The sequence below is a fragment of the Serratia sp. CY52157 genome (assembly GCF_052168495.1).
Lineage (GTDB): Bacteria > Pseudomonadota > Gammaproteobacteria > Enterobacterales > Enterobacteriaceae > Serratia > Serratia ureilytica.
Window position 1 is genome coordinate 186,376 of the sequence record NZ_JBJNMO010000003.1, and the last position, 13,068, is coordinate 199,443.

A 13,068-nucleotide genomic window follows, 5' to 3' on the forward strand; every position below is an offset into this window, starting at 1 on the left:
GGCTTTTTGAATGAAATGGGAACGTTCCCGGTTTGGGGCGAGGATCACAAAATGACGAAAAATGGTCAACTTCCGATCAGGAAAGTTTGCTGGGCACCACCAGGCGGCGGATCCCCTGTTCGCCGCTGAGCTGCGCTAGCAGCTGCTGCGCGGCCAGCAGGCCGGCGCTGCCGTAGCCGAACTCCACCGACAGGGTGTCGGGGAACAGGAAGCTGAGCAGCGGGGTGTTGCCGATGGCGCATACCTGGATGGCGCGCGTCGGCTGTTGTTGCAGGTATTTGATCGCCCCCAGGGCGATGCTGTCGGAGGCGCAAATCAGCGCGCTGGTATGCGCGTCAATCACTTCGGCGGCGTGCTGGAAACCGCTCTGGTAGCTCAGTTCGCCCAGCGTTGCGCGCGGCGTGAGCGTGAGGCGTTCACAGGCGTCGAGATAGGCCTGATAGCGGCGCTGGCCGGTGGTGGCGTCGCTGAGCTGCACCCCCAGATAGCCGATATGCCGATGCCCTTGCTGATACAGGCGATCCATCAACAGGTTCACCGCGCCGGCGTCGTCGTAGCAGACGGACGAGAAGCCGTCGTATTCGCGCACCATCACCACCATTTTTTCCTGCCACGGCTTGAGCATCGCCGCGGTCAGGCCAGTGAAGCCGAACAGGATCACGCCGTCGACGTTGCGCTGATGCAGTACGTGCAGATGCTCCTGCACCAGGCGGGTTTCGAACTGGCTCTCCATCACGATCGGATCGAAGCCTTGCTGATACAGCAGCGGCAGCATGGTGCGTACCGCCTGGTTTTCCGACGGCGAGTCGAGACGGGAAACGATGATGCCCACCACTTTGTCGCTTTGGCCGCGCATGGCGCGCGCCGACTTGGAGGGCGTAAACCCTTGCTGACGGATCACCGCTTCCACCCGTTCACGGGTTTGCGGGCTCACGCTGCCTTCATTGTTCAGCACGCGTGAGACGGTGGATTTGCCTACGCCGCTCAGGCGCGCGATGTCCTTGATGGTCAGCCGGTTTTGCATGGTTTACTTTTCGTTGAGGTGGACAGGCGTAACATAAAGGCCTGTAAAACAATGCCCGTCAGCATAGCTCATTTTCCGACGCGGATCTTGATGCAAAACGGGATTGTGACATTGCGATGAACGGCCGCTCCTGCCGCTCTGTTTTTCCCTTTACCGGAGGTTATTCCCCATATGGACCCCGACCCGACTGCTTTAGACACTCACTCGGTTCTCCGGTAAAACCTCTCCGCCTGGCGCTGCTGTTTTACCGGTGAAGTACATCACGGTAACCGGTAGCGCGCGCTTCGTCGTTCGCTCCTGCTGCTGAAAAAAAGAATAAGGATCTGCGTTGGCAGAGGCTTTTTGGCGCACCCGCCATCCGCCCGGCCGATGACGATCCCCGTTTACCCGCTGCCGTGAGGCACCGGGCGACGAGGTGCGACCCATGAAACTGAAAAAACTCCCCCGTCAGCTGCTGGGCCTGTTCGCCCGCGGCCTCCCGCGCCGTTTGGTGCGCCGCGACAGCCTGCTGGACAGCGTCGGCGGCGCTGCGCGCGACATGCCGGCCGGCCTGGCGCAGCAGCGGCTGGAATGCGCCGCCGCAGAAACGATGCAACTCTTTGAGCGTTTTCACAGCCATCCGGAAGGCATCACCGCCCATGAGGCGGAACAGGTGCGCCAGCGCTGCGGCGAGAACGTCATCGACGATCAGCAGAAAGAGGCCTGGTGGCAGCACCTCTGGCACTGCTACCGCAACCCGTTCAACCTGCTGCTGACCGCGCTCGGCATGATCTCTTACGCCACCGAGGATCTCACCGGCGCCTTGGTGATCGCGCTGATGGTGCTGATCTCCACGCTGCTGAATTTCATCCAGGAGGCGCGATCCAACCGGGCGGCCGACGCGCTGAAGGCCATGGTGAGCAACACCGCCACGGTGATCCGCAGCGATGCGCTCACCGGCAAGAGCGAGCACGTGGAGCTGCCGATCGCGCAGCTGGTGCCGGGCGACATCATCAAGCTGGCGGCCGGCGACATGATCCCGGCGGATCTGCGCGTGCTGTCGGCTAAGGATCTGTTCATCAGCCAGGCGGCGCTGACCGGCGAATCGCTGCCGGTGGAAAAATCCGCGGCGCCGCAGGCGTTGGCTGCCGATCCGCTCGACTGCCAAAACCTGTGCTTCATGGGCACCAACGTGGTCAGCGGCACCGCGCTGGCGATGGTGATCGGCACCGGCGGCGGCACCTATTTCGGCCAGCTGGCGCAGCGCGTCACCAGCCAGGATGAGCAGCCGAACGCCTTCCAGAGCGGCATCAGCAAGGTCAGCTGGCTGCTGATCCGTTTTATGCTGGTGATGACGCCGATCGTGCTGCTGATCAACGGCTACACCAAGGGCGACTGGTGGGAGGCGGCGCTGTTCGCGCTTTCGGTGGCGGTCGGGCTGACGCCGGAGATGCTGCCGATGATCGTCACCTCGACGCTGGCCAAAGGGGCGGTGAAGCTGTCGCGCCAGAAGGTGATCGTCAAACGGCTGGACGCCATCCAGAACTTCGGCGCGATGGACATTCTGTGCACCGACAAGACCGGTACCCTGACCCAGGACAAGATCGTGCTGGAGCGCCATACCGACGTGTTCGGCGCCAGCAGCGAGCGGGTGCTGCGCTACGCCTGGCTGAACAGCTTCTACCAGACCGGGCTGAAAAACCTGCTCGACGTGGCGGTGCTGAGCTGCGCGGAGCAAAATCAGCAGCCGCAGGCGCTGCAAAACTACCGCAAGGTGGATGAGATCCCGTTCGACTTCGTGCGCCGCCGCATGTCGGTGGTGGTGGCCAAAGACAACGAGTATCACGAGCTGGTGTGCAAGGGCGCGCTGGAAGAGATGCTGGCGATTTGCAGCCACGTGCGCCACGAAGACGAGGTGATCCCGCTGAGCGAGGCGCTGCTGGCGAGGATCCGTCGCATCACCGACGATCTCAACCAGCAGGGGCTGCGGGTGGTGGCGGTGGCCAACAAGATCCTGCCGGCGCAAACCCATGAATACGGCGTGGCGGACGAGTCGGATCTGATCCTCGAAGGCTACGTCGCCTTCCTCGATCCGCCGAAGGAAAGCACCGCGCCGGCGCTGGCGGCGCTGAAACAGAACGGCGTCACGGTGAAGATCCTCACCGGCGACAACGAGCTGGTGGCCGCCAAAGTGTGCCGGGACGTCGGGCTCGAGGCCGAGCACCTGCTGCGCGGCAGCGAGATCGAGCAGATGGACGACGAGCAGCTGGCGCAGGCGGCGGCGCGCACCACGGTGTTCGCCAAGCTGACGCCGCTGCACAAGGAGCGCATCGTCAAACTGCTGCGCTGCCAGGGGCACGTGGTGGGCTTTATGGGCGACGGCATCAATGACGCGCCGGCGCTGCGCGCGGCCGATATTGGCATCTCCGTTGATTCGGCGGTGGACATCGCCAAGGAAGCGGCGGACATCATCCTGCTGGAAAAAAGCCTGATGGTGCTGGAGCAGGGGGTGATCGAAGGGCGCCGCACCTTCGCCAACATGCTGAAATACATCAAGATGACCGCCAGCTCCAACTTCGGCAACGTGTTCAGTGTGCTGATCGCCAGCGCCTTCCTGCCGTTTCTGCCGATGCTGCCGCTGCACCTGTTGATTCAGAACCTGATGTACGACATCTCGCAGATCGCCATCCCGTTCGATAACGTCGACGACGATCAGATCACCCAGCCGCAGCGCTGGAACTCCGCCGATCTGGGGCGGTTTATGGTGTTCTTTGGGCCGATCAGTTCGATCTTCGACGTGCTGACCTTCAGCCTGATGTGGTGGGTATTCAAGGCCAACACGCCGGAAATGCAGACGTTGTTCCAGTCCGGCTGGTTCGTGGAAGGGCTGCTGTCACAGACGCTGATCGTGCACATGATCCGCACGCGCAAAATTCCGTTTATCCAGAGCCGCCCGTCCTGGCCGCTGTGTATCATGACGCTGGCGGTGATCGCCACCGGCATCGGCCTGGTGTTCTCGCCGCTGGCCGGCTTCCTGCAGCTGCAGGCGCTGCCGCTCGGTTACTTCCCGTGGCTGGTGCTGATCCTCGCCGGTTACATGGTGCTGACCCAGTGCGTGAAAGGCTGGTTCGTGCGCCGCTACGGCTGGCAATAACCCGTTCGCCCCCTCCGGCCGGGAGGGGGCAACTGTGATCCCGTCCGCTTTTTCACCGCAACGGTTGGACATCTGTTCTGTGCTGAGTCTTTATCTACAGCGTTGGCTGTTTTCCCCTGCGCCTTTCAAGCCACCGCGTTGTTGTTTATCGCCTAGCGGTGGTTTGAAATTCATTGGGGATATTTTGTTTTTTTCCTCTGAGGAATTTCCGATGCACAGACCTTTCCGTTATACGCTACTGGTTTCATCGTTATGGTTTTCTTGCGGCGCGCTGGCGCAGCCGGCTGGCGATCTGCCGCTGATGCCCTGGCCGCAGCAGGTGGAAGTGACGCAACCGGCGGGCAAACTGATTTTGGATCACCGGCTGTCGTTAAGCCTCCAGGGTGACGAACTGGGTGACGCGCTGCCGCGCTGGCGCCAGCGCATCGAGTTGCAGACCGGCTGGACGCTGGCGCCGAGGGAAGAAGCAAACGGCGCGGCGATCAAGGTGGTGATCAAGGATCGGGTGGCGGCGCAGCCGCTGCCGGGCAGCGATGAGAGTTACCGGCTGGTGGTCACGCCGCAGGGCGCCACGCTGACCGCCAACACCCGCTTCGGCGCGCTGCGCGGCATGGAGACCCTGCTGCAGCTGCTGCAGACCGATGGGCAAAACACCTTCCTGCCGCTGGTGGATATTCGCGACGTGCCGCGTTTTCCGTGGCGCGGCGTGCTGCTGGATTCGGCGCGCCATTTCCTGCCGCTGCCGGACATTTTGCGCCAGCTTGACGGCATGGCGGCGGCCAAGCTCAACGTATTCCACTGGCACCTGACCGACGATCAGGGCTGGCGCTTCGCCTCCGAGCATTACCCCAAATTGCAGCAGCAGGCCAGCGACGGCCAGTTCTACACCCGCGAGCAAATGCGGCAGGTGGTGGCTTACGCCACGGCGCGCGGCATTCGCGTGGTGCCGGAGATCGACATGCCGGGGCACGCCTCCAGCATCGCGGTGGCCTATCCCGACCTGATGAGCGCGCCGGGGCCGTATCGCATGGAGCGCGAGTGGGGCGTGCATAAGCCGACGCTCGATCCGACCCGCGACGAGGTGTATCAGTTTGTCGATACGATCGTCGGCGAGCTGGCGGCGATTTTCCCCGATCCTTATCTGCACATCGGCGGCGACGAAGTGGACGCCAGCCAGTGGCGAGCGTCGCCGTCGATTCAGGCGTTTATGCAGCAGAACGGGCTGGCGGATACCCATGCGCTGCAGGCCTACTTCAACCAGAAGCTGGAAAAAGTCCTCGAGAAGCACCAGCGGCAGATGGTCGGCTGGGACGAGATCTATCATCCGTCGCTGCCGCGTTCGATCGTCATTCAGTCCTGGCAGGGGCAAGACTCGCTGGGCGCCAGCGCGCAGGATGGCTATCAGGGCATTCTCTCCACCGGTTTCTATCTCGATCAGCCGCAAAGCACCGCCTATCACTACCGCAATGAAATTCTGCCGCAGCCGCTGGGGGTCGAAACGGCGGTGCAACCCGGCGAGCAGGCGCAAAGCTGGCGTTTCAGCATGCCGCGCCTGAAGGGCAGCGCGGTGGAGGGCAGCTTCACGCTGATCGAGGGCAAGCAGGGCTGGCGCGGCTTTATCGATTTCAACGGCAAGTCGCGCCGCGCGGTGCACGATATCGTCTGGCGCACGCCGCAGCAGGTGACGTTCCGCGTCGATACCTGGATGGGCGACACGCGGCCGGTATTTACGCTGCAACAGGACAAGCTCAGCGGCTATACGCTGGTCGGCAACGTGCGTTACCCCACCCAGGGCGAGAAACTGGCGGCGGCGCCGGCGGGCAAGATGCCGGTGGTGCCGGATGAGAAGGGGCAGGCCAAGATCCTAGGCGGGGAAGCGGCGCTGTGGGCGGAAAACGTGCGCGCGCCGCTGCTCGATCTCAAGCTGTGGCCGCGCGCCTTTGCGGTGGCGGAGCGGCTGTGGTCGGCGCAGGACGTCACCGATGAGAACAACATGTACCGGCGGCTGGCGGCGATCGACGCCTGGTCGGTGGTGTCGGTCGGCCTGCAGCAGCACGCGGAAACGGCGCGCGAATTCACCCGGCTGAGCAACAGCGTGCAGATCATGCCGCTGCAGATCCTGGCCGAGGCGGTGGAACCGGCGCAGTATTACACCCGCCAGCACCTGAAGTTCCAGGCCGGCAACTATCATCAGTTCGAACCGCTGAACCGCTTTGCCGATGCGCTGCCGCCGGAGAGCGAGGCGGTGCGCGACATGCATGCGCAGGTCGCGGCCTTGTTGAAGGATAAGCACGATAAGGCGGCGGCGCAGGCGCTGCGCGAACGGCTGCAGCGCTGGCAGGCGAACGGCGCGGCGCTGCAGACGGCGATCGCGGGCAACCGCACGCTGCGGGAGCTGGCGCCGGTGGCGCAGGACGTCGATGCCCTGGCCGCATTGGGGTTAACGCTGCTGGAGCGGTATCAGCAGGACAAACCGCTGAGCCGGGCCGAGGCCGAACAAGCGCAGCGCCGGCTGGATGCGGCGGCGCAGACGCGCGACGAAGTGGTGATTGCCGCGGTGTACCCGCTGGAGGCGTTGCTGCGGGGGCTACAGGTGCAATGAGGGGAGCGGGCTCGTGTGAGCCCGGATCCCTACAGCTGCAGCGGCGGCAACTGGGTGAAAATGCTGACCAGCCCTTCGCCCCAGCCCTTGCGGATGGCGCTGAAGTACGGATGGTCTTCGGTAATGCGGTATTGCCGGGCATGGCTGAAGCTGTCGCGCGGGTAGATCATCACGTCGAGCGGCAGCCCGACGGACAGGTTGCTGCGCAGGGTCGAATCCAGTGAAATCAGCGCGCATTGCATCGCTTGTTCCAGCGGCGTGTCGTAGTGCAGCACCCGGTCGATGATCGGTTTGCCGTATTTGCTTTCGCCTATCTGAAAATAGGGTGTGTCGCGGGTGGCTTCGATAAAGTTGCCCTGCGGGTAGATATGGAACAGCCGCATCTCTTCCCCGCTAATTTGGCCGCCGAGCAGCAGGTTGCAGCTGAAGTCGGTGGTGCTGCCGCTTTGCTGCGCCTCGCTGTCGCGCTGGATCACCTCGCGCACCGTTTCCCCCACCAGCGTGGCGGCGTCGTAGAGGCTGGGAGCGTTGAGCAGGTTGGGGCGTTCGGCGTCCTTGCTGCGATGCAACAGCAAACTGATGATGCTCTGGGTGGTCGCCAGGTTGCCGGCGCTTTGCAGCACCAGCGTGCGATCGCCGTCCTGTTGGAACACGTGCAGTTTGCGGAAGGTGGAAATATGGTCCACTCCGGCGTTGGTGCGCGAATCGGACGCAAAGACCAGCCCGGACGACAAACGCATGGCCACACAGTAGGTCATACTACAATCCCTCAAAACAAGACCGGCACGCCGCCAACGCGCAGCGTGCCCGAAACATTTTCCATCGGCAAGCGGCTACTGGCCGGTTGGCATCATTTGTACGGCGGCGATGGCGCTCATGTCTTCGCAGCCGCCGCCCAATCGCATGCCGCGCACCGGGCAGGCGTCCAGATAATCGATGCCGACCGCCAGCTTAAGGTGCTGATTCGGCATGCGCGTATTGTTGGTCACGTCGAAGCTGTGCCAGCGTTCCTCCACCCACACTTCCGCCCAGGCATGGGTGGCGACATGGGTCGAGTCTTCGCTGTACAGGTAGCCGCTGACGTAGCGCGCCGGGATGTTCAGGCTGCGGCAGCAGCTCAGGAAGACATGCGTATGATCCTGACACACGCCGCTGCCGGCGGCGAAAGCCTCGGCGGCGCTGTCGGTCACGCGCGTGGAGCCAGGGCTGTAAGGCATTTTCAGCAGCAGTTCGCCCATCAGATGTTCCAGGCCGCTCAGCACCGCCTGCGGTTGATGATAACGCAGGGCGAAGGCCTGAATGGCGTCATCGGGCTGGGTCAGTGGGCTATGGCGCAGAAATACCAGCGGCGACAGGTGCCCGAGCGCCCGATCTTCGACGCCGTCTTCAATCTCCACTTCCCCGAGCACCCGAATGGTGATGGCCTGATGCGGTTCATCGAGCGTCAGCACGTGCAGTACGTTGCCGAAGGCGTCGGTGGTGCGCACCGCGTCATCCGGCAACGACAGTTGCCAGGAGAGGATGCGCTGATGCGGCGAATCCTGCGGCGTCAGCCGCAGATATTGGGTGCTGCGCTGCACCGGCTGGGCGTAGCGATAATGGGTGTTGTGCTCAATATTCAGTTTCATTGCGCCTCCAGATAAGTGTGATGGATGCTTTCGGCGATGCCGTTCACCTGGCCGAGAAAGGCGCTCAACCACTCGCCCAGGCCGATCTTGTTCAGGTCCTTCATGCTGCTGAAGCGCAGCTCGGCATGCAGGGTGTGCGCCAGACGTCGCGGTTGGTTGGCGCCGCCGCCGATCAGTTCCAATTGCTGCACCATGTCGCCGACGCAGGCCAGCAGTGAACGCGGGATTTCATTGCGCAGAATCATCAGTTCGGCGATGGTCTCGCGGCTCAACGGCTGCTTGTAGATGCTGTGGTAGGCTTCGCGCGCGCTCACCGCCCGCAGCAGCGTGTCCATGCGGTAATATTCGCGCACCGGGTCGCCGTCGATGTCCATCAGCGTGTTCTTCACCTCCAGCAGACGGGCGGTGCCGTCGGCCCGCTCCAGCAGGGTGCCGAGACGGATAAAGCGCATGGCGTCGCTGCGCAGCAGCGTGCCGAACATGGCGCCGCGAAACAGATGGGCGCGCTCCTTCACCCAGTCGAAGAAGGCATCGGCGCCCACCGAGCCGATGCCCTGGCGGCGGATCAGTTTCATCTCTATCCAGGTGGCGTTGATGCACTCCCAGACTTCGGATGACAGGCTGCCGCGCACCGCGTGGGCGTTGTTCCAGCCCATTTGCAGGCAGCTGAAGATGCTGCTGTGGTTACGGTTGTCGAGCGCGAAGAAACTGACCAGATTGGGCATCGTCAATTCCGGGTAGGCGGCGGCATACAGCTGGCCGGTGCCGGTCAGGTTGAGCGGCACCTGCAGATCCTGATCGCCGCTGTCGCGGATCGGCATCATCGACAGCTTGTTGGTGACGTCCAGCACCCGGGCGATGCTTTCCGCCCGCTCCAGATAGCGGGCCATCCAATAGAGTTCACTGGCGGTGCGGCTCAGCATAGGTCGTCCTCCAATACCCAGGTGTCCTTGGTGCCGCCGCCCTGCGACGAGTTCACCACCAGCGAACCTTCCGCCAACGCCACCCGGGTCAGGCCGCCGGGCACCAGGCGGATCTCCGCGCCGCTGAGGGCGAACGGCCGCAGATCGATATGCCGCGGCGCGAGACCATCGTTGACGAAGGTCGGGCAGGTGGACAGCGCCAGCGTGTTTTGCGCAATGTAATTCTGCGGGCGAGACAGCAGCAGAGCGCGGAAGCGGGCGAGCTCGTCCTTGCTCGCCGTGGGGCCGATCAACATGCCGTAGCCGCCGGCGCCGTGCACCTCTTTCACGACCATCTGTTCGAGGTTGGCCAGCACATACGACAGTTCGTTTTTATGTCGGCACTGCCAGGTCGGCACGTTGTTGAGGATCGGTTCCTCTTGCAGGTAGAAGCGCACCATATCCGGCACGTAGGGGTAGATCGATTTGTCGTCGGCCACGCCGGTGCCGATGGCGTTGGCCAGCACCACATTGCCGGCGCGATACACCGACAGCAGCCCCGGTACGCCGAGCATCGAGTCCGGCCGAAACGCCAGCGGATCGAGGAAGGCGTCGTCCACCCGACGATAGATCACGTCCACTTTGCACGGCCCGGCGGTGGTGCGCATGAAGACCGCGCCGTCCTTGACGAACAGATCGGCGCTTTCGACCAGCTCCACCCCCATCTGCTGCGCCAGGAAACTGTGCTCAAAATAGGCGCTGTTGAAGCGGCCCGGCGTCAGCACCACCACGGTGGGATCGTTGATGGGCGAGCTTTCGCGCAGCGTTTGCAGCAGGTGCGACGGGTAGCGCTCCACCGGCGCGATGCGTTGCCGGGCGAACAGTTCCGGATAGAGACGCATCATCATTTTGCGGTTTTCCAGCATGTAAGAGACGCCGGACGGGGTGCGCAAGTTATCTTCCAGCACGTAGTATTGGCCGTCGCTGTTGCGGACCATGTCCACGCCGACGATATGCGCATAGATATCGCGATGAAGATCAACGCCTTGCATACAGGGTTGATACTGCTCGTTGGCCAGCACCTGCTCCGCCGGAATGAGGCCGGCCTTCAGAATATGCTGCTGGTGGTAAATGTCATGCAGGAAGGCATTGAGCGCCTGTACGCGCTGGCGAATGCCGCGATCGAGCATCGCCCATTCGGCGGCCGGAATAATGCGCGGCACGCTGTCGAACGGGATCAACCGCTCGGCGCCGTCATCGTCGCCGTAGACGTTGAAGGTGATGCCCACCCGGTGAAACAGCAGCGCAGCCTCTTCCCGCTTGCGTTGCACGGCCTGGTGATCGGCCTGCTGCAGCCATTGCCAGTAGGCGTCGTAGTGGCCACGGTGTTTTCCCTCAGCCAGAAGCATCTCATCAAAAAACGGTGAAGCGGAAAGATTGATATTCAGCATCGTCACCTCGTCGACATTGCAGGCTGTCAATCAATCGAGCATAAAACGTGCCAAGGCGATAACGGGCGAAAATGGCGCAAAGCGAGGCTGCCGCGGCGAAAAACGCCCGTTTGCGGTGCAGGTCTGGCGTGACGACGCCTTAATATAGGGCGAAATGGCGGTGGCGGTGAGCGCTGAAGGCGCAGGGACGGCAGGCTGTCGGGGCAGAGCAGAAATAAAAACGGCCAGTCTGCACTGGCCGTGATGCGCGTGACCGTCGATTAACGACGCACGGCGATGGCTTCGATTTCGATCTTCACGTCTTTCGGCAGACGCGCCACTTCCACGCAGGAACGGGCCGGGAACGGCGCGCTGTGCTCGGTGAAGAAGGCTTCGTACGCGGCGTTGACGGTGGCGAAGTCATTCAGGTCTTTCACGAACACGGTGGTTTTCACGATGTCGGCAACGGTCAGGCCGGCGGCTTCGACGATCGCTTTGACGTTTTCCAGCGACTGGCGCGCTTGAGCGGCGACGTCGTCGGCGACGGCGCCGGTTTTCGGATCGACCGGGATCTGGCCGGAAGTGATGATCATGCTGCCCAGATCAACGCCCTGCACGTAAGGACCAATGGCTGCCGGGGCGAGTTCAGTGCTGATGTTACGTGACATGTTTTCTCCTGATAAACCCGTTGTCTTTCACGCCGCCGCGCGGTCGGCCGCAGCGTAAAATTCGGTGGGTAGCAACGTGGGTAGAGTGATTTTCAGAGGACCCATTATAGGGCGTCACCGGGAGAATAACAGCGCCATCTCCCGGCGCCCATGCCGGGATTAGTCCGCCTGCAGCACCACCTGATGCTCGAACTCTTTTTCGCAGTAGCGGCACTTCAGGTGTACTTCACCGTCGCGCGATTTGACGCTGAAGCTCGACGCCACCGGCTCGCTGCGGCTGATGCAGTTGCCGTTCGGGCAGGTCAGCACGCCGTCGATGTGGTCCGGCAGGCTGAGGGTCAGCTTGCGCACCACTTCATAGTTGTCGATGCGGTTTACCGTGGCCTTCGGCGCGTACATCGCCAACTGGTTGGCCTGCTGCTCGGTCAGGAAGGTGTTCTCGATCTTGATCAGATCCTTGCGGCCCAGCTCGTTGGAGGGCAGGTTCAGGCCGATGGTGATGCGCTGGTCGGTGGCGGTCAGCTTGAACAGCGTCAGCAGTTTGAAACCGATCTGCGCCGGAATGTGGTCGATCACCGTGCCGCATTTGATCGCTTCGACCTGCAGTTTGTTGTCGTGAGTCATGGCGGTTCCCCCTTAAAGAGCCAAATCTGCGTTGAGCACCAGCGCCAGCAGCGCCTGACGGGCGAAGATGCCGTTGCCCGCCTGCTGGAAGTAGTAAGCGTGCGGCGTTTTATCCACGTCGGTGGCGATCTCGTCGATGCGCGGCAGCGGGTGCAGCACCTTGAGGTTGGCGCGCGCGCCGGCCAGATCTGCGGCGCGCAGCACGAACTGCGCCTTCACGTTGGCGTACTCGGACGGATCGAGGCGCTCTTTCTGCACCCGGGTCATGTAGAGAATATCCAGCTCCGGCACCACTTCTTCAATGCTGCCGTGCAGGCTGTACTCGATGCCTTTCTCTTCCAGCATTTTCAGGATGTAGGCCGGCATCGCCAGCGCGTCCGGGGCGATGAAGTAGAAACGGTTGCCTTCGAATTTGGCCAGCGCCTGGGTGAGCGAGTGCACGGTGCGGCCGTATTTCAGGTCGCCGACCATGGCGATGCTGAGGTTGTTCAGGCGGCCCTGGGTTTCCTGGATGGTGAACAGATCCAGCAGGGTCTGGGTCGGGTGCTGGTTGGCGCCGTCGCCGGCGTTGAGCACCGGCACGTTGCCGGAGAACTCCGAGGCCATGCGCGCCGCGCCTTCCTGCGGATGGCGCATCACGATGGCGTCCACGTAGGTGCTGATCACCGAGATGGTGTCGGCCAGGGTTTCGCCTTTTTTGCCGAGCGAGGTGTTGCTGCCGTCGGCGAAACCGACCACCGAGGCGCCGAGGCGGTGCATCGAGGTTTCGAACGACAGGCGGGTACGGGTCGAGGCTTCAAAGAAGCAGCTGGCGATCACCTTGTGTTTCAACAACTCCGGCTGCGGGTTGGCTTTCAGACCGGCGGCGGTGCGCAGCACCAGCTCCAGATCCTCGCGGCTGAGATCGTTAATAGAGATGATGTGTTTGTGATACAGCGGGTTGGCCATTTTTCACTCCTCCTCGACGCGTGCCCGTGGCGCGGGACTTTTTAAGGCAAAAAAAAGCCCCTCAATGAGGGGCTTGAAACGATCGGTTTAGCAACAGGAGAAACAACGG

Annotated in this window: 10 protein-coding genes; 2 read left to right on the plus strand and 8 right to left on the minus strand. The window is 62.6% G+C overall.

Translation table 11 applies throughout. The features are described 5' to 3' along the window. Positions 1–76 precede the first annotated feature (76 nt). Positions 77–1,024: a trehalose operon repressor TreR gene (gene treR, locus ACJ8IP_RS14775; RefSeq protein WP_042783558.1), complete on the minus strand. Its 948-nt coding sequence runs from the start codon at positions 1,022–1,024 to the stop codon at positions 77–79. Between the two features lie 424 nt (positions 1,025–1,448). On the opposite strand from treR, the gene mgtA reads away from it, so the two are divergent. Both mgtA and ACJ8IP_RS14785 read left to right on the plus strand, forming a co-directional pair. Continuing rightward, entirely contained in the window at positions 1,449–4,157 is a 2,709-nt protein-coding gene (gene mgtA / locus ACJ8IP_RS14780) for a magnesium-translocating P-type ATPase (RefSeq protein ID WP_442524437.1), read from the plus strand. Between the two features lie 211 nt (positions 4,158–4,368). Next, positions 4,369–6,759 (plus strand): beta-N-acetylhexosaminidase, encoded by a 2,391-nt coding sequence (locus ACJ8IP_RS14785; RefSeq protein ID WP_164106824.1) that lies wholly within the window; start codon positions 4,369–4,371, stop codon positions 6,757–6,759. A gap of 29 nt (positions 6,760–6,788) precedes the next feature. Here the strand turns inward: ACJ8IP_RS14785 and ACJ8IP_RS14790 are convergent, their stop codons facing one another. From ACJ8IP_RS14790 to pyrB, 7 genes are all read right to left on the minus strand, one after another. Beyond that, positions 6,789–7,517, minus strand: a complete 729-nt coding sequence (locus ACJ8IP_RS14790; RefSeq protein WP_015376453.1) for a proteasome-type protease — start codon at positions 7,515–7,517, stop codon at positions 6,789–6,791. 75 nt (positions 7,518–7,592) lie between these two features. Next, positions 7,593–8,387 carry a transglutaminase family protein gene (locus tag ACJ8IP_RS14795; RefSeq protein WP_004933384.1) on the minus strand — a complete coding sequence of 265 codons (795 nt, stop codon included), beginning with the start codon at positions 8,385–8,387 and terminating at the stop codon, positions 7,593–7,595. Beyond that, complete coding sequence (locus tag ACJ8IP_RS14800) at positions 8,384–9,310, minus strand: alpha-E domain-containing protein (protein WP_164106826.1); 927 nt, start codon at positions 9,308–9,310, stop codon at positions 8,384–8,386. Before ACJ8IP_RS14800 ends, ACJ8IP_RS14795 begins: the two co-directional genes overlap by 4 nt. Beyond that, positions 9,304–10,740 (minus strand): circularly permuted type 2 ATP-grasp protein, encoded by a 1,437-nt coding sequence (locus tag ACJ8IP_RS14805; protein ID WP_164106827.1) that lies wholly within the window; start codon positions 10,738–10,740, stop codon positions 9,304–9,306. Before ACJ8IP_RS14805 ends, ACJ8IP_RS14800 begins: the two co-directional genes overlap by 7 nt. A gap of 260 nt (positions 10,741–11,000) precedes the next feature. Continuing rightward, positions 11,001–11,387 carry a 2-iminobutanoate/2-iminopropanoate deaminase gene (ridA, locus tag ACJ8IP_RS14810; RefSeq protein ID WP_033651447.1) on the minus strand — a complete coding sequence of 129 codons (387 nt, stop codon included), beginning with the start codon at positions 11,385–11,387 and terminating at the stop codon, positions 11,001–11,003. A 159-nt stretch (positions 11,388–11,546) separates the two neighbouring features. Next, positions 11,547–12,011 carry an aspartate carbamoyltransferase regulatory subunit gene (pyrI, locus tag ACJ8IP_RS14815; protein ID WP_033641690.1) on the minus strand — a complete coding sequence of 155 codons (465 nt, stop codon included), beginning with the start codon at positions 12,009–12,011 and terminating at the stop codon, positions 11,547–11,549. Between the two features lie 12 nt (positions 12,012–12,023). Then, on the minus strand, positions 12,024–12,959 hold the full coding sequence (gene pyrB, locus ACJ8IP_RS14820; protein ID WP_033641691.1) for an aspartate carbamoyltransferase: 936 nt from the start codon (positions 12,957–12,959) through the stop codon (positions 12,024–12,026). Between the last annotated feature and the right edge of the window lie 109 nt (positions 12,960–13,068).